This is a genomic window from Cognataquiflexum nitidum (assembly GCF_022538055.1).
Lineage (GTDB): Bacteria > Bacteroidota > Bacteroidia > Cytophagales > Cyclobacteriaceae > Cognataquiflexum > Cognataquiflexum nitidum.
Genome location: NZ_JAKZAM010000001.1, coordinates 207,899 through 230,464, shown reverse-complemented (window position 1 = coordinate 230,464; position 22,566 = coordinate 207,899). Strand labels below are relative to the sequence as shown.

At 41.4% G+C, this 22,566-nt stretch carries 13 protein-coding genes; 9 read left to right on the top strand and 4 right to left on the bottom strand.

The features are described from left to right. Positions 1–95 precede the first annotated feature (95 nt). Positions 96–3,398, top strand: a complete 3,303-nt coding sequence (locus MMU07_RS01000; protein WP_241123958.1) for a VCBS repeat-containing protein — start codon at positions 96–98, stop codon at positions 3,396–3,398. Positions 3,399–3,614: 216 nt separating this feature from the next. Here the strand turns inward: MMU07_RS01000 and MMU07_RS00995 are convergent, their stop codons facing one another. Then, complete coding sequence (locus MMU07_RS00995) at positions 3,615–3,806, bottom strand: hypothetical protein (protein WP_241123957.1); 192 nt, start codon at positions 3,804–3,806, stop codon at positions 3,615–3,617. Positions 3,807–3,987: 181 nt separating this feature from the next. Between MMU07_RS00995 and MMU07_RS00990 the strand changes: the two genes are divergently transcribed. The 6 genes from MMU07_RS00990 (at position 3,988) to rsmG (ending at position 13,898) form a co-directional block, all read left to right on the top strand. Then, positions 3,988–4,578, top strand: a complete 591-nt coding sequence (locus MMU07_RS00990) for a hypothetical protein (protein WP_241123956.1) — start codon at positions 3,988–3,990, stop codon at positions 4,576–4,578. Continuing rightward, positions 4,565–7,894, top strand: coding sequence for a VCBS repeat-containing protein (locus MMU07_RS00985; RefSeq protein WP_241123955.1), 3,330 nt, complete (start codon positions 4,565–4,567; stop codon positions 7,892–7,894). Before MMU07_RS00990 ends, MMU07_RS00985 begins: the two co-directional genes overlap by 14 nt. Positions 7,895–7,952: 58 nt before the next feature. Then, on the top strand, positions 7,953–8,177 hold the full coding sequence (locus MMU07_RS00980) for a hypothetical protein (protein WP_241123954.1): 225 nt from the start codon (positions 7,953–7,955) through the stop codon (positions 8,175–8,177). A gap of 170 nt (positions 8,178–8,347) precedes the next feature. After that, positions 8,348–11,620, top strand: coding sequence for a VCBS repeat-containing protein (locus tag MMU07_RS00975; RefSeq protein WP_472843675.1), 3,273 nt, complete (start codon positions 8,348–8,350; stop codon positions 11,618–11,620). A 156-nt stretch (positions 11,621–11,776) separates the two neighbouring features. Next, the gene (locus tag MMU07_RS00970) at positions 11,777–13,141 is read left to right on the top strand and encodes a vanadium-dependent haloperoxidase (RefSeq protein ID WP_241123952.1); all 1,365 of its coding nucleotides are present in this window, start codon (positions 11,777–11,779) and stop codon (positions 13,139–13,141) included. Positions 13,142–13,265: 124 nt separating this feature from the next. Continuing rightward, a complete protein-coding gene (gene rsmG / locus MMU07_RS00965; RefSeq protein WP_241123951.1) occupies positions 13,266–13,898 on the top strand; it encodes a 16S rRNA (guanine(527)-N(7))-methyltransferase RsmG in 633 nt (210 codons plus the stop codon). 272 nt (positions 13,899–14,170) lie between these two features. On the opposite strand, the gene MMU07_RS00960 is transcribed toward rsmG, so the two are convergent. Together MMU07_RS00960 and MMU07_RS00955 are read right to left on the bottom strand one after the other, a co-directional pair. Further along, the gene (locus tag MMU07_RS00960) at positions 14,171–14,740 is read right to left on the bottom strand and encodes an outer membrane beta-barrel protein (RefSeq protein WP_241123950.1); all 570 of its coding nucleotides are present in this window, start codon (positions 14,738–14,740) and stop codon (positions 14,171–14,173) included. A 492-nt stretch (positions 14,741–15,232) separates the two neighbouring features. Next, positions 15,233–16,270, bottom strand: coding sequence for a sialidase family protein (locus tag MMU07_RS00955; RefSeq protein WP_241123949.1), 1,038 nt, complete (start codon positions 16,268–16,270; stop codon positions 15,233–15,235). Between the two features lie 98 nt (positions 16,271–16,368). On the opposite strand from MMU07_RS00955, the gene MMU07_RS00950 reads away from it, so the two are divergent. Further along, positions 16,369–17,565 carry an ATP-binding protein gene (locus tag MMU07_RS00950; protein WP_255737140.1) on the top strand — a complete coding sequence of 399 codons (1,197 nt, stop codon included), beginning with the start codon at positions 16,369–16,371 and terminating at the stop codon, positions 17,563–17,565. A gap of 32 nt (positions 17,566–17,597) precedes the next feature. Here MMU07_RS00950 and MMU07_RS00945 read toward each other — a convergent pair whose 3' ends face one another. Then, entirely contained in the window at positions 17,598–18,017 is a 420-nt protein-coding gene (locus MMU07_RS00945) for a PH domain-containing protein (RefSeq protein ID WP_241123947.1), read from the bottom strand. A 143-nt stretch (positions 18,018–18,160) separates the two neighbouring features. Here MMU07_RS00945 and dnaE point away from each other — a divergent pair, with 143 nt between their 5' ends. Next, positions 18,161–22,447 (top strand): DNA polymerase III subunit alpha, encoded by a 4,287-nt coding sequence (dnaE, locus tag MMU07_RS00940; protein WP_241123946.1) that lies wholly within the window; start codon positions 18,161–18,163, stop codon positions 22,445–22,447. Positions 22,448–22,566: the final 119 nt, after the last annotated feature.

Below are 22,566 nucleotides of genomic sequence, written 5' to 3'. Positions count from 1 at the left end.
AATTAAAAGAAGTGCACGGAAGTGCACTTCTTTTTGATTTAATGGATACCTTCGAATTTGTAAAAAAACCAGTATCCCAAATTAATCCTATCCAAATGTCATTGGTGAACAGCCGCTACTCCCTTGTTATTCCCTTCATGCTCTTGTTGGTCTCCTGTTCCAATAGAGAGGAGGTTACATTGAACCTTTTTGAACTAATGGAAAAAGAGCATACCGGGATAGATTTTAATAATAACCTAGAATACAACGAAAAATTCAACCCTTATCTCTTTAGAAATTTTTATAACGGAGCCGGGGTAGCCCTTGGAGATATCAACAATGACGGTTTGGTTGATGTCTTTCTGGCCGGCAACCAGCAGGGAAACAAACTTTACCTCAACAAGGGGAATTTCCAATTTGAAGATATCACCACAACAGCTGGATTGGCTGTACCAGAAATCTGGTCCACAGGAGTCAGTATGGCCGATATCAACGGTGACGGTTGGTTAGATATCTATATTTGCAAATCCGGCCCATTAGGTGGGTCTCAGCGATACAATGAACTTTTTATTAATAACGGTGACCTGACTTTCACCGAGAAAGCCAAAGAATACGGCATCGCCGATGAAGGACTTTCCCAGCACGCCGTATTTTTTGACTTTGACAAAGACGGCGATCTGGATATGTACCTGCTCAACAATTCGGCTAGGTCAATAGGTATAAATGATCTCCGGATCGGACAGAGGGATATTAGGGATCCTTTTGGAGGAAATAAGCTTTACCGAAATGACAATGGAAAATATACCGATGTCAGCGAAGCTGCAGGAATTTATGGCTCAGCCATTGGCTATGGATTAGGTGTGACAGTAGCTGACCTCAATAAAGATGGTTGGCCGGACCTATATGTCTCCAATGATTTTTTTGAAAAAGATTACCTCTATATCAATAATGGTGATGGTACATTTACAGAATCCCTAGAGAGCATGATAACTGAAATCAGCATGGGTTCTATGGGGGCGGACATTGCGGACTTAGACAATGACGGTTGGCAAGATATTTTTGTCACTGAAATGCTTCCGGCTACGATGGCGAGGGTAAAAACCAAAACACCTTTTGAAGAATGGGACAAGTACGAAGCCAATGTCGCCGGTGGATATTTCCATCAGTTTACCAGAAACACGCTTCAAAGAAACCTAGGTTACCAACCCAACAGCAATCAGGTTCATTTTTCAGAAATCAGCAGACAATCCGGCGTACATGCTACTGATTGGAGTTGGGGGGCGCTGATTTTTGATACAGACAATGACGGACTCAAAGATATTTTTGTAGCCAATGGTATTGTCAAAGACCTCACGGATTTTGATTATGTCGATTATTATGTCAACAACCAAGACTTGATCGCCCAGTTTAGGCGTGACAGTATCCTATTGACCAAGATGATTGATGAGTTTCCTTCAAACCCACAGATGAACTTTCTGTTTCATAACGAGGGTGATTTCAAGTTTAAAGACATAGCAGCTGGATCAGGAATGGCGCAATTGACTTTTTCTACAGGAGCAGCCTATGCTGACTTGGACAATGACGGCGACTTAGACCTTGTGGTCAATAACCTAAACGGCGAAGTGTCTATATTTAAAAACAACAGCCGTCAAATCAACAAAAACCATTTCCTACAATTGGATCTGAAAGGACAATTCGGAACCCAAGTGACACTTTTTGCCGGAAATAATCTGTTCTTTGCAGAGCATAATCCTGTCAAAGGCTATATGTCTTCCGTTGACCACAGGCTTCATTTTGGACTCGGTCAGGTAGAGAAAATTGATTCAGTTATCGTCCTTTGGCCAAATGGTAAAACCACAAAATTAACCGATGTTTTATCTGATCAATTACTTTCTCTGGATCCTTTTTCAGCCACAGAGGAGCGAAAATCCGATAAACAGGATTTTCTAAAAACGCTTAAACCTTCTTCCATCAAACTTCCCTGGAAACATCAGGAAAGTAATTATATAGATTTTGACAGAGACAGGCTGCTATTTCATATGATTTCCAATGAAGGCCCTAAAATGGCTGTGGGAGACATCAATGCAGATGGACTGGATGACCTCTTTCTTCCGGGCGCAAAAGGACAGACTTCCTCTGTATTTATCCAAAGTGCTTCGGGAGACTTTCAAATCCACCAAACATTCGAGGCAGATTCAATCGCTGAAGATGTGGATGGGTTATTTTTTGATGCGGATGGAGATGGCGACTTGGATCTCTATGTAGTCAGCGGAAGTCTGGAATTCAGTGCATTTAACACCAATTACTTGGATAGGCTTTACCTCAATGATGGAAAGGGAAATTTCACCAAAACAAAAGAAAGCCTCCCTATGGTTTTTCAGAGTTCCTCTTTCGTAAGGGCATTTGACCATAACGGAGATGGGAAAATGGACCTTTTGATTGGGACAAGGACAATACCCTTTGCTTATGGCGTGCCGGGTGATGTGACCCTATTGGAAAATCAGGGAAATGCAGTATTTGTGGATAAGACTATGGAGCTTGCTCCCCAACTCAAAAATATTGGGATGACAAGGGATGCATGGATTGGTGATTTGGATGGGGATGGGTTAGACGAAATCCTGATTGCAGGAGAATGGATGCCAATCAAAGTATTTAAGAAAACCAATGGAAAATATTCCGATGCTTCTGCTGCTTTTGGATTTGAGAATACCGGGGGGCTATGGAATACCCTCCATGTAGCAGATGTGAATGGAGATGGATTTCCAGATATATTGGCAGGAAATGCAGGTTTGAATACCAGGCTTCTCGCATCAGTTGAGAAACCCTTACAATTACAAATCAACGACTACGACCAAAACGGAAGTATCGAGCAAATCCTAACTCAATACGAAGGTGATAGTACCTATCCCTTGGCATTAAAGTCCACACTTATCAAGCAATTACCGGCATTGCGAAAGCAATTGTTGACTTATGACGCTTACAAAAACAAAAGACTAGAGGATTTATTTCCACAAGAAATTTTGTCCCGAAACATGGTGTTAAACGTACATACTTTGGAAACAAGCCTGTTTATCAATAAGGGAAATGGTACATTTACAAAATCAATCTTACCCTATCCTATCCAAAGCAGCCCAGTCTATGCTTTCCATACCTTCAGAGATGCCTTGGGCAAAATCCATTTGCTGTTTGGGGGAAACCAAAGCCGGATCAAGCCTGAGTTAGGGATCAATATGGGGAGTTTCGGATGGCACCTAACCGGATCAAATGAAAAAGACCTTCGGGTGATTCCAGCCAATAAATCAGGATTCTTCGTCAGAGGAGAGATCAGAGATATCAAAAACATCAGAACAGCCAAAGGAACCAGGATAATAGTGAGTAGAAATAACGATTGGCCGATGGTTTGGGAAATGGTGAAATGAGCTGGAAATAGTAAGAGGTCAAAGGTGGGAGGTAGGAAGTACGGAGTACGACGTGGCAAGTACGAGGGTGAGAGGTGGATGGTTAGTGAAGGATGAGGGAGGAAAGATGAGGGTGAGGGTGAGAGGTTGTAGGTATGATAAGGAAGGATGAAGTGAGAGGTGGGAGGCTCAAAAGTTAAAATAACTTTTCCTTGTCATTCCTAGCTTTTAACATTATCAAAAAAGTTCTGAAAGGGTAATGACATTGATGGGAACAAATTGGCCTCGGCCAAGATTGCGATTGGGATCGGCCACCGAGAATGTTCTTGGGAGAGGGGGGGAGGAAAAAAGGGCTGCGCCGCTTTTTCCTCCCCCCCTTCCAAACACCGAATCTCCGTTCCCTGAGCTTGCCGAAGGGGGAAATTTCATTTCTGTCATTGGTAATCTGAGGTACGACCCCGACAACGGCACGGGAGAAGGATCTCAGAATAAAAGAGACTCTTCTCTGCGTTCAGAGTGACGAGCCCGACAATTACGTCATTGGGACGGAGGAGAAATCTTTACGAATAATTAAAAAAAGCCAGAGTTTAAAGTTTAGAATCAAAAGTAAATGTCCAGAGTATTTATTATCCTTAGTATTTTAATTCTAAGTGTATCATGTCAACCCAAGTCTGAATATGATTTGGTAAAAGAAAGGGAACTTGCATCAGGAAAAGTAGTCGATGACCTATTTCTTGATATCCGATTTGGGATGGGAAGGAAAGAGTTTTTTGGCACCTGTTGGGAACACAATAAAAATGGAGTTTTGGTCAATGGGGATCATTACCTTCAGATTCAGTATATTCCCAAAATGCCTTCGGGTAAAAATGCAGAAATGAATTTTTACCCTGATTTTGAAAATGACAAACTGTTTTTCATGCCTATGGAGTTTGGTTATACGCAATGGTTTCCAGGAAATGAGGAATTTTCAAATGACAACCTGATCACCGATGTGGTTGATTTACTGGAATCTTGGTATGGCAAAGGCTTTTTTGAAGTAGCCAACAAAGATAAATCCATCAGCGCAATGGTCAAAATAGACGGAAACCGTTTGATCAGGGTCTTTAAAAAAAATATAAATACTGTACGGGTTGAAATCCTAGATCTCCGCGTCAAGGACATCATCGAAATGACAAAAAAAGAAGAAGATGCCTCTAAATAAATCCCTTTTAATTTCCTTTTTTATTGCCGTGGCCATTGCTTCCTGCAAATCGCCCGAAAATGAAAAAAAGGACACCCTTTTCGAAAAAATAGAATCTTCCGCTTCAGGGGTAACATTCAGGAATGACCTTCCTTTTGATGAGAAGTTTAACATATTCACCTACCGTAACTTCTATAACGGCGGTGGTGTGGCCATGGGTGATGTCAACAATGACGGGCTTATTGACCTTTACCTGACTTCCAATCTGGGAGAAAATAAGCTCTACCTGAATGAAGGGAATTTTAAGTTCAAAGATATTACCGCTACCGCCGGCGTGGCTGGGACAAGGGCTTGGAGCACAGGTGTGGCGATGGCAGACGTCAATGGCGATGGATTTTTGGATATCTATGTCTGCAATTCAGGGGATATAGCAGGGGATAACAAGCAGAATGAGCTTTTTATAAATAATGGAGATGGTACTTTTACTGAAAAAGCAGATGCATATGGCCTCGCCGATCAGGGATATTCAACCCACGCAGTGTTTTTTGACTATGACAATGATGGAGACCTAGATGTCTACCTACTTAACAACAGCTATCAGTCAATCGGTAGTTTCAATAAAATGCAAAATGAAAGGCCTAAAAGAGACCCTGTCGGTGGTGATAAGCTATTCAGAAACGACGGGGAAAAATTCACAGACGTATCGGAAGAAGCAGGGATATATGGAAGCACGATCGGTTTTGGATTGGGAATCACCATCGGAGACGTCAATCAGGACGGATGGATGGACATTTTCATTTCCAATGATTTTTTTGAAAGGGATTATCTCTATATCAACAATCAAGATGGGACTTTTACTGAAAGCCTGACGACTTACATGCGCGCCATCTCAGCAGCTTCCATGGGAGCAGATATAGCAGATATCAACAATGATGGACACTTGGACATCTTTGTTACTGAAATGCTCCCCGAGCCCTCAGAACGCCTCAAACAGATCACGACTTTTGAGAGCTACGATAAGTTCCAGTTCAATGTCCAGCATGATTACCACTACCAATACACAAGAAACATGTTTCATATCAACAATGGCGATGGATCTTTCTCGGATATGGGAAGACTGGCCAATGTGGAAGCCACCGATTGGAGTTGGGCGGCACTGATGTTTGACATGGACAATGACGGCTTAAAGGATATTTTTGTAGCCAATGGTATCTACAAGGACCTGACTGACCTGGATTACCTCAATTTTATCGACAATGATGAAACCAAACAGAAAATTATAAGCAAAAAAGGCGTTGATTATAAAGCCTTGGTAGATCCCATGCCCATCAATCCTGTCTCCAATTATGCCTTCAGGAATAAAGGAGACCTTGTTTTTGAGAATGTCATACACGAATGGGGCATGGGCGATCCCATCCACTCCAATGGCTCGGCGTATGGAGACCTTGACAATGACGGAACTATGGATCTTGTCGTCAATAATGTCAACAATGAAGTCCTGATTTATAAAAACAGATCTAAGGAATTGGCTCCTGAAAATCATTTTCTTAAAATCCAGCTTACCGGAAAAGGTAAAAATACAGCCGCTATAGGCACCCAAGTGAGGCTGGTGGCCGGAGACCAGATTTTTTATCAAGAACAAATGCCCAACCGGGGATTTCAATCTTCGGTCGATCCGAGGCTGAATTTTGGTTTGGGATTGAAAACAAAACTGGATCAGGTACAGGTCAGGTGGCCGGATGGCAAAATAACCTTGCTCCACGATATTGCTGCTGATACAGTTTTGGTATTGAAATGGGAAGAAGCACAAGATGCTGAGGAAGGATTTGCATTTTTTGAAAAGCCTACAAGTCAGATTTTCTCTAAAGTTGATCCTAATACCATTTTGGAGTATTCCCATCAGGAAAACCTTATGGTTGATTTTGACAGGGACAGATTGACTTATCATATGCTCTCTACTGAAGGGCCAAAAGCAATTTGGGGAGATGTAAATGGGGATGGATTGGAAGATGTATTTATTGGGGGAGCCAAAGGTTTTGCAGGTCAGCTATTTATCCAAAATGCCAATGGAAATTTCAGGCCAACGGACCAAAAGGAGTTTGAAAGAGATAAATTTTCTGAAGACAGAAATGGGATATTCTTTGATGCCAACGGAGATGGAAGCCTCGATTTGGTGGTGGCCTCAGGTGGCAATGAATCAGGATTCGGTTCGCCGGATCTGGCGGATAGATTGTATCTGAATGACGGAAAGGGGAATTTTACCAAATCCGATAACAGCGGACTGCAGTTTCTCACCAACAGTACAGCTGTGATCGTAGCATTGGACATCAATGGTGACGGTGCATTGGACCTCTTTGCAGGGTCGAGATTGGTGCCGTTTGTCTATGGAGTCAATCCCAACTCTTCTATTTTGATCAATGACGGCAATGGAAACTTCAGCGATGGTACTGTCCAATTTGCGCCCCAACTGAAAGAATTGGGAATGGTCACCGATGCGGCAGCGGTGGATTATGATGGCGATGGAAAAATGGATTTGGTAATTGTAGGAGAATGGATGGCCCCGACATTTTTTAGAAATACAGGCAATAAACTTGAAAAAATAGAAATGCCGGAAATGGCAGGGTACAAAGGATGGTATCAGGCGATTGTGGTTGGAGATTTCAACAATGACGGCAAACCTGATTTTGCATTAGCAAATCAAGGATTGAATACTAGATTTAAGGCTTCGGTAGAAAGTCCTATACGCATGTATGTCAACGACTTTGACCAAAACGGATCAGTAGAACATGTCTATGTCAAAAAACAAGGTGACAAGCATGTTCCGTTTACCTTAAAGCATCAACTCGAAGGACAATTGCCGGCACTGAAAAAGAGGTATCTCAAATACAGCGCATACAATAACCAGACTTTGGAGGATATTTTCACCCCGGAAGAAATCAGTAAATCAGTCATGAAGGAGGTTAACTTCCTCTCTTCTGCGATATTGATGAATCAGGGAAACGGGAAATTTGAAATGAAAGCCTTACCTAGATTTGCGCAGCGCTCATGGATGCATGCGGTATTGGCGGCAGACCTCAATGGCGATGGCATTCAGGATCTGGTCATGGGAGGAAATCTCAGGGCTGCTAAGCCTGAAGTCGGGCAATATGACGGAAGTTATGGGGAAGTGCTTATAGGGAAAGGGGACGGTACATTTGACTACTGGCAAAACCGTGAACATGGTTTGAAATTGGACGGAGAAATCAGGGATTTGAAAATCTTGGAATTGAAAGGAGGGAAATTCCTGATGGTGGTCAAAAACAATGAACCGGTGGAATTTTGGGAGATAAAGAAATGAAAGTTGGTCCCGCAAAGGAGCAAAGGAGTTAAATTAGATATTTACCATTAATATCAAGATGAAAACAATTTCGGGTACATATCACCATGGGAAATTGAGTCTTGACAAACACGTCAAAACCAAAAAACCTGTTCGGGTAAAGGTGGTGTTCGAAGAGATAATTGAAACGGAGGAGAGTTTGAAAGTGAGTGATTTATCATTTCTTGAAATGCAACAATTGCTTCAAAATTGCCAGACCTCTTTAGCTGATGAACTTATCAAAGAAAGAAGACGGGAATTATGAAAAGGTTTTTTGAAACATCTGTTATCCTGCTTCTCCTGAAGCTGGATTTAATTCTCCGTTACCTTGCTTTTCCAGAAGCAAGATTTAATTCTCTCGCAAAGGCGCTAAGAGGCAAAGTTTTGAAGTTCGGAAATCTTGATTTGAACTCATCTCCCTTTTTAAAAATAGGAATGTTTTTCTTCATTGTATTTGGATTTTTATCTTGTTCTAAACCCAAAGAGGAAACACTTTTCAAACTTTTAGATCCCAAAGAAACCGGAATCGAATTCCGAAACGACCTCGAATCTTCCGAGGAGATGAACATCCTCGAATACCTGTACTTCTACAATGGAGGCGGTGTGGCTACCGGGGATATCAACAATGACGGTTTGGTGGACATCTATTTCACCTCAAACCAAGGTGAAAACAAATTATACCTGAACAAAGGGAATTTCAAATTTGAAGACATCAGCGTAAGCGCCGCAGTTACCGGAGACGGTGGTTGGTCGACCGGAGTCACGATGGCAGATGTCAATGGGGACGGGTTGCTGGACATTTACGTCTCACAAGTCGGGGATTACAAAGGCCTGACCGGAAAAAACAAGCTCTACATCAACAACGGTGATTTGACTTTCTCCGAAAAAGGCGCAGCATACGGAGTAGATTTTGTGGGTTTCTCAACCCATTCGCTATTTTTTGACTATGACCAAGACGGAGACTTAGACCTCTATTTGCTCAATCATTCCATAAAAAAGCCTGAGGTCTTTGCCAATGCAGACACCAAATTCACCAATCAAGATGAAAAAGGCGGAGATAAACTTTTCAAAAATCTTTTGGCAGAAGGGGAAAACAGGATGGTTGATGTTACTGAAGAATCAGGAATCCTTTCAAGCAGTCTGGGGTTTGGCTTGGGGGTTGGCATGGCTGATATCAATGGGGACGGTTGGATGGATTTGTATGTTTCCAATGATTTTACCGAAGATGACTACCTCTACATCAATCAGGCTGACGGAACTTTCAAAGAATCCTTAAAGGAATATATTTCCAATACCAGTCGGTACAGCATGGGAAATGACCTGGGGGACATTAATAATGATGGCTTGTCGGATATTTTCACCACAGACATGCTTCCCTCTGATCCCCAGATTTGGATGAAATCAGTCGGAGAAGACAAGCAGGAAGTATTTGATGTCAAAAAGCGTCTCGGTTATGGCGACCAATATGTCCGAAACCACCTCCAACTCAACAGAGGAGATGGCAGATTCAGTGAAATCGGTCTCTTGACCAATACCTTCGCTACAGATTGGAGTTGGTCGCCTTTGATTTTTGACATGGACAATGACGGGCAAAAAGACATCCACATCACCAACGGAATAGTCAAACGTCCAAACGACCTCGACTTTATCCAATACAGTCAGGAACCAAGTCCAGGTCTGTCCGAAAAGGAAATCCAAGCGAAACAGATCGACATGTTGCCTACAGTCAAACTTCCCAATTTTTCTTTCAAGAATGAGGGCGATCTGAAATTTTCCAATATGGCCAAAGAATGGGGCTTGGACCAACTCTCCTACTCCAACGGTTCTGCCTACGCGGATCTGGACAATGACGGTGACCTTGATTTGGTGGTCAATAATATTGACCAAAAAGCATTTGTATACCAAAACCAAACTGCTACCAAACTTCAAAACCAATTTGTGCAGTTTGATTTGAAAGGAGAAAACTTCAATCCTTTTGGGGTAGGGGCACAGGTATTTGTGTATGTAGGAAAAGAAACATTGCACCAAACACTAAGTACATCACATGGATTCCAATCAGGAACTTCCACAACTTTGACTTTTGGTTTGGGCAAAAACTCCGCTTTGGATTCTGTGGTGGTTGTCTGGAATGCCATAGATACCGACATTTTCAGAAACCTTACGGTCAATAAAAAACATCTATTGGAAAAAGGAAAAGGGATAAAATCTTTAAATTCCATTTATGACTCGACCCCGATTATAGAATTCAAGGATTTAGGCATTGATTGGACCCATGAAGAAAACATTGATTTTGATGATTTTAGAAGGGAATATTTGATACCAAGAAAGTATTCGACTGAAGGTCCGGCATTGGCAATAGGAGATGTAAACGGGGATGGTCTGGATGACATTTTCTTTGGCGGGGCCAAAGGTCAGGCCGGAGTTTTTTATTTTCAGACGGAAGGCGGTAAGTTTGAAAAAAGTATTCAGCCTGTCTTTGAGCAACTGAAAATGGCGGAGGATGTGGTCGCGATCCTGGAGGATTTTAACCTGGACGGCACTTTGGACCTTTATGTGGGAAGTGGCGGTAACGAATCTACGAGAAAAGAATTTTTCAACTTTGACAGGCTTTTCTTGAACGATGGTAAGGGAAATTTCTTCTTTTCCATGAATTCCCTCCCTCCTATTGCTGAAAACACTTCGACCCTAGCCGTCCACGATGTCAATGGAGACGGTGCCCCTGATATTTTTGTAGGAGCCTCTATTGTAACTGGGAATTATGGTGAAATCCCCAAAAGCTATTTATTGCTCAATGACGGCAGAGGCCAATTCAAAGAAGCAACAGCAACTTATTTTGGAGAGGATTTTCAACCCGGCATGGTCAAAAAGGCAACATGGGCTGACTTGGATAATGATGGGGAAAAAGAACTCATCTTGGCAGGAGAATGGATGCCCGTACAGGTTTACCGCCAAAATCCCGAAGGAAAATTTGAGTTGGCCAAGACCGAATCCCTAAACTTTCCAGGTTGGTTTTTTGGTTTGGAAGTGAAAGATCTGGACGGAGACGGGATGGGAGATATCTTGGTAGGAAACCTGGGATTGAATTCCAAACTCAAAGCAAGCCCAGAAAAACCTGTTTGGCTTTACCACGGAGATTTTGATGAAAACGGGCAGGCTGATCCCTTGATTTTCCATTACATGGAAGGTCATTTGGTGCCTTTTGCCACCAGAGATGACCTGATCAAGCAGATTCCCGGGATCAAGAGAAAACACCCAAACTACGTGGAATACGCCAATATCAAATCCCCGGGAGACCTTCTTGAAAGTTCTCAGATTGATTTGGCTTCCAAATACCATGCGTCGGAATTTAGGTCGGGGGTATTGTGGAATAAAGGTGAAAATATATTCGAATTCAGTCCATTTCCTGTTGAGGCACAATTCAGTCCCCTTCATGGTTTTGCGTCTTTCCAATCCCAATCAGGAGATCAATATTTACTTGGGACAGGGAATATACAAGGCTTCAGAAGTGATTTTGGTAAAGCAGACGCCCAACCTTTGGTTTTGATGAAATTTGAAAATGGTAATTGGAAGTATACACCTATCAGACTTCCTGCCAATAAATATTGGGGAGAATTCCGCCATATCTCAAAAATCATCGTTGACGGAAAAGAGGTTTTAATTGCAATAAGAAACAATGCTCCCCCGGTTTTTCTCCAGATCAAACCCTAAAACCTGCTTAAAATCAGTGTTTTTGGGTTTTACAAAAACACTGATTTTAATGGAATTATTTCTAGATTTGAGATTTGAAACCCACACAAAAAAGCCCCGTACTTAATTATTCGGGAAGCTACATTGAGAAGAAAAGTATCCTTAGATATATTGATCATGGAAAAACCATTACAAAAATATTTCCTCCTCGCATTCTTGCTTGTGCTTGGTGCCTCCTGCCAGGAAAATAAAGATTATCAAAATGCCATTACCGACGGTACCTACCAAATCGCCGCCCAAAACAAACTCACTGATATCATCATCAATGATATTTTTTCGCCGCCGGTGGCCAGCAGGATATATGCTTATCCTTCCATTGCGGCCTACGAGGTAACAGTACTTTCTGACCAAAGATACAAGTCTCTTATGGGCCAACTCAATGGCTTTGAAAAGACGTCTTTTGATACGACAGGTCAGATTTACTATCCTTTGGCTTCTCTTGCCGCTTATTACAAGGTCGCCACTGCCTTGATTTTTTCAGAAAATCTAATGAACGAACACAGGGACAAGGCTTATGCCGAGATAAAGGACAAGGGTGTTCCCTCAAAAGTTTTTGAACAATCCATCCAACTTGGACAGGAAGTGGCCGATCATGTTATCGCCTATTATAAAAAAGACAATTACCATGAAAGTCGGTCTTTTGAAAAATATACTGTAAGCAATGACCCCAGTACTTGGCAACCTACTCCTCCATCCTATCATGAAGGAATCGAACCACATTGGAATAAAATCAGGACTTTTTATCTTGATTCAGCCGCCCAATTTAAAACTATTCCAGGTACGGAATTCAGCACGGATCCTGAAAGTAAGTTTTACAAAGAAGCAGAAGAAGTATTCAAAATAGTAAATGAATTAAATGATGACCAAAAAGACATCGCCATGTTTTGGGATTGCAATCCTTACAAAGTTAATGTCAAAGGCCATGTGATGTTTGCTGAGAAGAAAATCACCCCCGGTGGCCATTGGATGGGTATCGCGGCCATATCCTCCAAAACTGCAGGACAAGATTGGAAAGGAACCTCAGAAACACTTGCATTTACGAGTATCGCCATTTTTGATGCATTTATAGCTTGTTGGGATGAAAAATACAGAAGCGTATTGATCAGGCCTGAAACTTACATCAACCGATATATTGACGAGGATTGGCTTCCGTTGTTGCAGACTCCTCCATTCCCTGAGTATACAAGTGGACACAGTGTTGCTTCCAATGCAGCTGCAGAGGCTTTGACAAGTTTATTTGGTGAACCATTCCATTTTGTGGATTCTACAGAAGTGGCCTATGGTCTTCCGGTTAGAGAGTTTGACTCATTCAGACAGGCAGCAGACGAAGCAGCAATCAGCAGATTATATGGAGGTATCCACTATATGCCTGCCATCGTCAATGGTTCAGATAAAGGGAAAAAGATCGGAAATCATTTGATTGAAAATGTAAAAACCAAAACAGGATTATCTGCCCCGGTAGCAGCAAATTCTAAAAAATAACCCTTCCCTTTCAAAAAAGGGGCAAATGACAGGTCATTTGCCCCTTTTTTATTTTTTATTCCAAATCAAAGTCAATTTGACAGATCGAAAACCCTAATTTTGAATCTTAACTCCTATAGAATTTATGGACCTTATTCTCAAGTATTTTCCGGATCTGACAGAATCCCAAAAGGAAAAATTCGCCAAACTTGGCCCTTTATATGCTGATTGGAATGAAAAAATTAATGTAATCAGCAGAAAGGATATGGAACACTTTTACGAAAAACATGTCCTCCATTCATTAGGAATTGCCAAAGTGATCCAATTTGAACCCGGTACCAAAGTGTTGGATATCGGTACAGGAGGAGGATTTCCGGGAATTCCATTGGCAATTATGTTTCCCGAAACACATTTTCATTTAGTAGACTCGATAGGAAAAAAAATCAATGTTGTCAAAGACATCGCCAAGCAACTGAAGCTATCCAACGTCGAAGCCCAGCAGGTCCGCGCTGAAGACTTGGTAAGGAAATATGACTTTGTCCTCAGCAGGGCTGTGTCACGTTTTGCTAATATCCTTCCTTGGGTTAAAAACAAATTCAAGAAAGAAGACTTCAACGAACTTCAAAACGGTCTGCTGCTACTCAAAGGTGGAGACGTCGATGAGGAAATGGAAGAAAGAGAAGTGAGTTATGTCACTTACCATTTGGATGATTACTTTAAAGAAGAATTTTTTGAAACCAAGAAAGTGGTCTACGTGCCTTGGGAAGGGAAAAGGTAATGAAGATGGGAAGGATGGAAGTCGGAAGTTTGGAAGTTGGATGTTTTGAAGTGAGAAGTACGAAGTACGATGGACTAAGTACGAAGTGTTTGGGAGTCTAAGGTAGTGGGTACAAAACAACCAGGCCTTGACCTACCGACCAGGGGGAGATATTTTTCGAGTAGGGGCAGAGTCCAAAAATTCATTTTTTTATGTAGATATTTACTAAAACGAAAAGGGTTTACTGAAGAAACTCCAGCAAACCCAACTCAAAATTTAACGCATAATTTATCTTAAAATCTAAATCCTGCCGTCAAAAACACTCCGTTTGTTCTTCCTAAATCAATACCTGGAATATTTTTTTGAACATTGGTTAGGGACCATTGGTAGCTCAAATCAATGAAGATAATAGAAATATCGGCACCTAACCCTGCAAATACTCCCCATTCAGGGTTGTTAAAATCACTTATGGCATATCCATCAGACACGCTAGATAAAATAAAGGCCGATCCTCCTCCAAAAACACGAAAAGCAAAAGAAGAATTTGTATTGCCCAAAATATTATAGCCTACTGCCACAGGGACTCTAAAACCTCGAAATTGCGCATCAGATAATGAGGAGACACCATCGTTAATGGTGGTTGATTCAGCATTTCGAGTCGTATAGAATATCCCGGGTTCAATATAAAATTTATTTCCCAATTCGACGGAAGCACCTACTTGCCACCCCATTTTGCCTTTAACATCATCCCCTGTTCCGGTGATACCTGTAAAATTCAAACCAGCACCGGGTTTAAAAGAACTTTGAGCAAAGGCACTTCCTACAGTAGCCAATAGAATAAATAATGTTACCAGACTTTTCATATTATTTAGATTTTAAGTTTCAAACAAATTAAGTAACCTGACTATGATGAATATTTTCTTACCGTATTTCTAGGAATCGGGACCTTAAGCAAAAAAAACTTATTTTTAGATAATTATAAATTTGATTATTCATGTTTTTAAAATATTCAATTCACAAATTTTAACAATTTCAATTTTTTTTTATTATATAATCTTAGGAGATTGTTTAATAATTATTGTTTTTAGCTGGAAATAGCTTTAACTTTTCTTTTCCTTGGATAGGAATCATTTCTACACAAATGTTAATTCTTCAGAGGATTATACTTTGGGATGCAATCCGGCCCAAGTAGTGATTTGTGTGGATTGTACTTTACTCTCCCCAAGCCAAAAATGAATAGATGGGTAAGAACTTATTAAAAAAGGGTTTAAATGAAAAAGCTTCTATGATATGGGCTATCCTCTTAATTTATTTTACCTCTTAATTGAACCAAAGGAATGGATCATCTGCCGGTATCAGAATCCCACCTCAACCTTGACAAATTTGATCTTTTCCCTATTCCAAGTGTAGCAAAAAACCAAATAACCTTCATCATAAATGATCGAGGGATACGAAAACTCATTTTTCCCCTCCCCTGCTTCCATTACTTCCTTTATGGGCCAAGTCAGCCCATTGTCAAATGAAACTGCCAATTGCATCGGATAGCGCTTGCCCCAGTTTTCACCAACCGGATTATAGACCAAAGCGATGGTTTCATCCTTGATCTTGACGAGGTCTATGCCGCTGTTATTGTTAGGCAAGTCTGTCAACTCCACAGGTGACCAGGTCAAGCCATTGTCTTTGGAATCGCTCCTTCCGATTTTTCCGGCAGAAGTTCTCAAAAGCATATGAATCCTATTGGGTATCGATTCCCAAAGTGCAGGCTGGATCACACCTTCACCTGAGATCAGCTTTCGATCTAGAATCAAAGTTTCTGTATTGAGCCAGGTTTTACCACCATCTTCGGACCTGTCCACGAAGGCATTCCAAACCCTGTCTTTTTCCAAAGAAGCAGGTGCCAACCAGGTGTTGTCTGACAAAACCAGAATATGGTTACGGACAGGTCCTCTTCCGCCACGGTCACCTTCCACGAGTTCTATTGCCTCTGACCATGTATCGCCACCATCTTCCGAATACTGCACCCAAGTCTCCCAATCGTCGATTTCCTTTCCAACTTTAAAGTAGAGGTGCAATTTTCCATCCGGAGCATTGAACAGCACAGGATTCCAATGCGGATCGTTTCTGACTTTGACCAGCATCTGTGGGGCTTTCCAGTTTCCGGGTTGGCCTTTTGACATCCATATCCCGACATCGTCGTTTTTCTCATGTGACCCGGCAAACCACACGATCATGTATTGCCCGTTTCCCAATTTTTCTATAGAGGAAGCATGACACTGCGCAAATGGCCTGTCGTCTCCAAAGATGAATTCATTGGCTTGGACCTGAAGGTTTGCAGTTTGGGCAAAAGTTCCAAAACTGAGGAATAACAAGGATAGAAAGAGGAGAGATTTCATATGAATTGTGGTTTCGTACTTTTAAAGATACAATTAATTATATTTTTTGTACCTTCAAAGATACACTTTAAACATTAAATCGTATCTTTGAAGATACAATGGAATCGTTAATTACAAGATACAAAAAACTTTTAAGGTCGGTCAAATTAGATTTTAAAAGAAATCTATACCACCAAATCAATTGGGACGCAAGAGCCATTTGTATCCTTGGTGCAAGAGGTACAGGTAAATCTACTCTGATGCTCCAATATTTGAAAGAGAAACTTCCAGAAAATCAATCCCTTTACATATCATTGGATGACCTATATTTCAAACAAGAGGGACTTGTAGAAGTGGCAGAGCGATTTATCCAATTGGGTGGAAAGCACCTTTTTTTGGACGAGGTGCATAAGTATGGGGATTGGCAAGCCGCAGTAAAAAACCTTTATGATTTTTACCCGGACTTGAAAATGGTGATCTCCGGTTCGTCAATTCTTACGCTTCAAAAGTCCCAAGTTGACTTGAGCAGGAGATTGGTTTATTATGAACTTCCCGAATTATCTTTTAGGGAATACATTGCATTGAAACATCAAATAGTGGCTTCACCGGTTGATTTGAACTATCTGCTCATCAATCACCAAGAGCTTTCAAGCAAAATAATTGAGGTTTTGCCACACCCATTAGCCGAGTTTGAACAATTCTTACAATATGGAGCCTACCCCTTTTTTAAAGAAGGACAGCAAGATTATATCTCTAAAATCAATCAGTTGATCAATGTCATTATAGATTATGATTTACCTGAAGGAAGGGACATCTCCACCGCTACCCAGGCAAAACTGAAAAAATTACTTTACATCTTATCCACGGCTGTCCCTTTCAGCCCAAACATCACCAAACTGGCAGAAAAAACAGAAACTACGAGACCTAGGTTACTGGAAATGCTCCACATGTTGGAAACATCTAGGCTCATCAGAAACCTTAGAAATTCATCCCATGGAGTCAGCATGATGAATAAGCCAGACAAAATCTTTTTGTCCAACACGAATCTCATTTATGCCTTGGCCCTTGAAAACCAAAATAAAGGAAATGTCAGGGAAACATTTTTTTATAACCAATTGGCAAACAGCAAAAGAACAGTCACCTACCCTCAGCAGGGAGATTTTCTGATCGATGATAAGTACTTATTTGAAATAGGCGGAAAAAATAAAGACTTCAGCCAAATCGCCAATCTTCCCGATTCATTCATTGCTGCAGATGATTTGGAATATGGATTAGGCAACAAAATCCCCTTGTATCTTTTTGGTTTTTTGTATTGAGAAAGGTATTAAAACATGAAAGATGCAAGTTTTCATTCCACAACTTCAATTCCGGAATTGATTTTTAATAAATCTTCAATCATTTCCTCATTGACTTCAGGAGCTACATAAATTTCATCATATTTCATTTTTATGATAAGTCCTTTGCCTGCCATCGCAGGTTTGACCCCGGTCCACATGGTTTTATTTTTAGTAATCCTAGTAATTTGAAGGATATCTATATCACCTTTTAAGAATGCTGATTTATAAAAAAGTTTTCCCTTATCAATCCAATAATCGGTGCTAAGGTAAACCCAACTCAGCATTAAAATCGGAATTAAAAGAAGCAGAAAAATCACGGAGAAATTTAGAGGTAGTTGACTCTCAAAAACATAAACAAGAACAGGAAAAAGTATTGATAAAGCCAAAAGGATTTTTATGCCTGTTCCCTTTTTTGCCTTGTATTTTTTCATGGGTTAAGTTTAGCAAAAAAGCTTATCCATTTCAAATGGCTTAATGTGAAAATCTAAAATTAAATCCCGACAATTTCCGCCACTCAAATAGCAGCTCCCAAGGATATGTCTTATTTTAGACCATCCAATTTTGAATTGCACTTATGTACATTATTTTCGATACCGAAACCACCGGATTACCAAGAAGTTACAATGCCCCCATGTCAGATGATGACAACTGGCCAAGGCTGGTTCAGGTGGCATGGCAGCTTCATGATGCCAAAGGCAAGCTCCTTTCCAATCATAATTACATTGTCAAACCGGAAGGATTCACCATTCCTTACAATGCAGAAAAAGTGCATGGCATTTCTACCGAACGTGCTACCAGAGAAGGTCATGCTTTGGATAAGGTGCTCGCAATTTTTCATGAGGACGTAGGAAAAGCCAAATACCTCGTAGGTCACAACATCGGTTTTGATATCAATGTGGTGGGTTCTGAGTTTTTGCGAAAGCAAATACCTATGAAGCTACAGTCCATGAAGGAAATGGATACCAAAGACCTTTCCACGGATTTTTGTGCGCTTCCGGGAGGAAAAGGAGGGAAATACAAATGGCCGACTTTGACGGAATTGCACCAAAAACTTTTTGGCAACGGATTTCAGGATGCCCACGATGCAGCCTATGACGTAGCAGCTACAGCCAAATGTTTTTTTGGTCTCATTACCCAAAAAGTAATTGCTCCGGAAAAGGGAATCCAGTTTTCGGAAGTTATGTATGAGGCACCAACCCTGGATGCGGCTAACTTTGCTAATGCAAAAGATGAGCAAAAAACCGCAGCCAAAGATGTCCTAAAAGCTGCCGGAACAGCCGATATCTCGGTCATGTCAGACATGCCTTTTTCGCACCTGCATGTCCACACGCAATATTCTGTCCTACAGGCAACCTCTGAGATTCCTGCTATGATCGCCCTTGCAAAGGAAATGAAAATGCCTGCCATCGCCATGACTGACCACGGCAATATGATGGCGGCATTCAACTTTGTCAAAGAAGCACTTGCAAAAGAAATCAAACCCATCATTGGCTGTGAATTTAACCTGACTAAGGACCGAAATAACAAAAGCCAAAAAGATGACGGTTACCAGACTGTCCTCTTGGCAAAAAACAAAAAAGGGTATCATAACCTCGCCAAACTTGCCTCCTACGCCAATATCCAGGGTTATTATTATGTCCCTAGAATTGACAGGGAAGTATTAGTCGAGTACAAATCAGACCTTATCGCTACCACGGGAGGACTTTGGGGAGAGATTCCATACCTGATTTTGAATGTGGGTGATACGCAGGCCGAGGAAGCTTTTGTCTGGTGGAAGGAGCAATTTGGAGAAGACTTTTATGTAGAGCTCAATCGTCACGGGATTCCTGAAGAGGAGAAAGTAAATGAGGTTCTCCTTCACTTTGCTCAAAAATATGGAGTCAAATACTTCGCCGCAAACAATACTTATTACAACCAGAAGAATGATGCCAAAGCCCATGATATTTTGCTTTGTGTCAAAGACGGGGAATTGGTAGAAAAACCAAAAAAATATATCGGCAAGCGCGGTCGTGAATTCCGATATGGATTCCCAAATGACGAATTCTACTTGAAAAGTCCTGAGGAGATGAAAAAACTCTTTGCTGACCTTCCTGAAGCCATTGCCTGCACAAATGAGATTGTAGAAAAAATAGAAACCTACAAACTCCAAAGGGACGTGTTGCTTCCTAATTTCCAGATTCCTGAGGAATTCAAAAATCCTTTGGATGAGGAAGACGGAGGAAAGAGAGGAGAAAATGCTTATTTGAAATTTCTGACTTACGAAGGTGCGAAGAAACGCTACCCTGTCCTTACTGACGAAATCAGAGAAAGACTGGAATTTGAATTGGCTACGATCGAAAAAACAGGTTATCCGGGTTACTTCCTGATCGTACAAGATTTTACAGGAGCGGCGAGAAAGATGGGTGTCTCAGTTGGTCCTGGAAGGGGTTCGGCTGCGGGTTCTGCAGTTGCTTACTGTACAGGGATTACCAATGTGGATCCCATTGCGTATGACCTACTCTTCGAAAGATTCCTCAATCCAGACAGGGTTTCCCTTCCAGATATTGATATTGACTTTGACGATGAAGGCCGTCAAAAAGTCATCGACTATGTGATCAACAAATACGGTTCAAACCAGGTCGCACAGATCATCACTTACGGTACCATGGCTGCAAAATCGGCCATCCGTGATACCGCAAGGGTTTTAAACCTGCCTTTGGCTGAAGCCGATAAACTGGCAAAACTTGTCCCCGATATCAAGCTAAAGGCGCTTTTTGACCTTTCAAGCGACCGGGCAAAACTAGCTGACAAACTCAAAAACAACGGAGAGGACATCGGCAAAGCGGATGAACTGATCCGGATTTACAAAGGTCAGGATGAATTGTCCCGAACCATCAAGCAGGCAACGGTTTTGGAAGGTTCGGTGCGAAATCTCGGAATACATGCCTGTGGGGTGATCATCACACCGGGAGATATTACTAATTTCGTTCCTGTGGCTTTGGCCAAAGATTCGGACATGGTCTGCACACAGTTTGACAACTCTGTCGTGGAAAGCGCCGGATTATTGAAAATGGACTTCTTGGGATTGAAAACCCTCACCTTAATCAAAGACGCTGTCAAAATCGTCAAAGAAAGGCATGGCATCGACCTCGATCCGGATGAGTTTCCGATAGACGATGTGAAGACCTATGAGCTTTTTCAAAGAGGAGAAACTGTCGGCATCTTCCAATACGAATCTGCCGGGATGCAGAAGTATATGCGGGAACTGAAGCCTACCGTTTTTGCTGATTTGATTGCGATGAATGCACTATATAGACCGGGACCTTTGGAATATATCCCGAGTTTTATCCGAAGAAAGCACGGCACAGAACCCATCAGCTATGACTTGGACGACATGAAAGAATACCTTGAGGAAACTTATGGTATCACAGTCTATCAGGAACAGGTCATGTTGCTTTCTCAAAAATTGGCAGGATTTACCAAAGGCGAAGCTGACGTACTCCGTAAGGCAATGGGTAAAAAGCAAAAGGATGTCTTGGATAAAATGAAACCCAAATTTGTGGAACAGGCTTCCTCAAAGGGTCATGATCCAAAAAAACTGGAGAAAATATGGAAAGATTGGGAAGCCTTTGCCTCCTATGCTTTCAACAAATCACATTCTACCTGTTACGCCTGGATTGCCTATCAGACGGCATACCTCAAAGCACATTACCCAGCAGAGTACATGGCTTCGGTTCTCAGCAACAATATGAACGATATCACGCAGGTGACATTCTTTATGGAGGAATGCAAGCGTGCCGGCATCGCTGTATTGGGACCGGATATCAATGAATCCAATAACGGTTTTACAGTAAACAAAGAAGGTCAGATCCGATTTGGTCTTGCTGCCATCAAAGGTGCAGGAGGGGCGGCTGTAGATACAATAATCGCTGAAAGGGAAAAATCCGGACCCTACAAAAATATTTTTGAATTCTGTAAAAGGGTCAATTCGCGTGCGGTAAACAAGAAAACGTTAGAAGCATTGGCAATGGCAGGTGGCTTTGATTGCTTCAGAGAACACCATAGAAGACAGTATCTCGAAGCTTTGGATGGAGATGTGACGGTGTTGGAAAAAGCCACCAAATATGCCCAAAAAGTACAACAGGAAGCCGATAGTTCACAGGTGAGTCTTTTTGGCGGAGGCACAGGAATGGAAGTTCCACTTCCTTCCGTGGCACCGATGGAGCCTTTCAGTCAGCTCCAGCAACTCAATATTGAAAAGGAAGTTGTGGGACTTTATATTTCCGGACATCCATTGGATCAGTTTAGGGTGGAAATTGAATCCTTTACCAATACCCCCTTGACCGAATTCAACGATATCGAAACATTGCGAAAAAAAGGAGAAATCAAGGCCGCTGGTTCGGTAACTTCATTTGCACATAGAACTACTAAAACCGGAAAGCCATTTGGTACACTCACCATGGAAGATTATCACGGAGCCCATACCTTCTTTATTTTTGGAGAAGATTATATCCGGTTCAAAGAATATTTCATGACCGGTTGGTTTATTTACCTGACTGGGTCAACCCATCTCAACAAATGGAAGGAAAATGAATATGAATTCAAAATCAATTCCATGATGCTTTTAAGTGAAGTCAGGGGAAAAATGGTTAAAGGTCTGCGAGTCAATATTGACCTTGATGACCTGAATTTTGACCTGATGGAAAAACTTGAAGCAATCACCCAAAAATACAAAGGAGAAGCAAAACTGTACATCAATGTCATCGATACGAGGGAAAATATCACCTTAGACCTGATGTCAAAAAAATACAGCATAGATCCTTCCAATGAAATGATCAAAGACCTAGGACAGATTCCTGAAGTAGTGTATCAAATTATCTGAAATTGAAACAAATGAAACTAAAACGAACGATCCTCTCCAATTATTTTTCAAAAGAAATAATAAAGCAGGCCTTATTTCAATCCTAAGTATTTAGGATTTAAAGGTTGGATATTTTTTTG

Bases quoted from the DNA above. Each gene is read 5' to 3' on its own strand.
- rsmG (WP_241123951.1), top strand. From the start codon at position 13,266: ATGGACCTTATTCTCAAGTATTTTCCGGATCTGACAGAATCCCAAAAG.
- MMU07_RS00975 (WP_472843675.1), top strand. From the start codon at position 8,348: ATGTTTTTCTTCATTGTATTTGGATTTTTATCTTGTTCTAAACCCAAA.
- MMU07_RS00985 (WP_241123955.1), top strand. From the start codon at position 4,565: ATGCCTCTAAATAAATCCCTTTTAATTTCCTTTTTTATTGCCGTGGCC.
- MMU07_RS00970 (WP_241123952.1), top strand. From the start codon at position 11,777: ATGGAAAAACCATTACAAAAATATTTCCTCCTCGCATTCTTGCTTGTG.
- MMU07_RS00945 (WP_241123947.1), bottom strand. From the start codon at position 18,017: ATGAAAAAATACAAGGCAAAAAAGGGAACAGGCATAAAAATCCTTTTG.
- MMU07_RS00950 (WP_255737140.1), top strand. From the start codon at position 16,369: ATGGAATCGTTAATTACAAGATACAAAAAACTTTTAAGGTCGGTCAAA.
- MMU07_RS00980 (WP_241123954.1), top strand. From the start codon at position 7,953: ATGAAAACAATTTCGGGTACATATCACCATGGGAAATTGAGTCTTGAC.
- MMU07_RS00955 (WP_241123949.1), bottom strand. From the start codon at position 16,270: ATGAAATCTCTCCTCTTTCTATCCTTGTTATTCCTCAGTTTTGGAACT.
- MMU07_RS00995 (WP_241123957.1), bottom strand. From the start codon at position 3,806: ATGAAATTTCCCCCTTCGGCAAGCTCAGGGAACGGAGATTCGGTGTTT.
- dnaE (WP_241123946.1), top strand. From the start codon at position 18,161: ATGTACATTATTTTCGATACCGAAACCACCGGATTACCAAGAAGTTAC.
- MMU07_RS01000 (WP_241123958.1), top strand. From the start codon at position 96: ATGTCATTGGTGAACAGCCGCTACTCCCTTGTTATTCCCTTCATGCTC.
- MMU07_RS00990 (WP_241123956.1), top strand. From the start codon at position 3,988: ATGTCCAGAGTATTTATTATCCTTAGTATTTTAATTCTAAGTGTATCA.
- MMU07_RS00960 (WP_241123950.1), bottom strand. From the start codon at position 14,740: ATGAAAAGTCTGGTAACATTATTTATTCTATTGGCTACTGTAGGAAGT.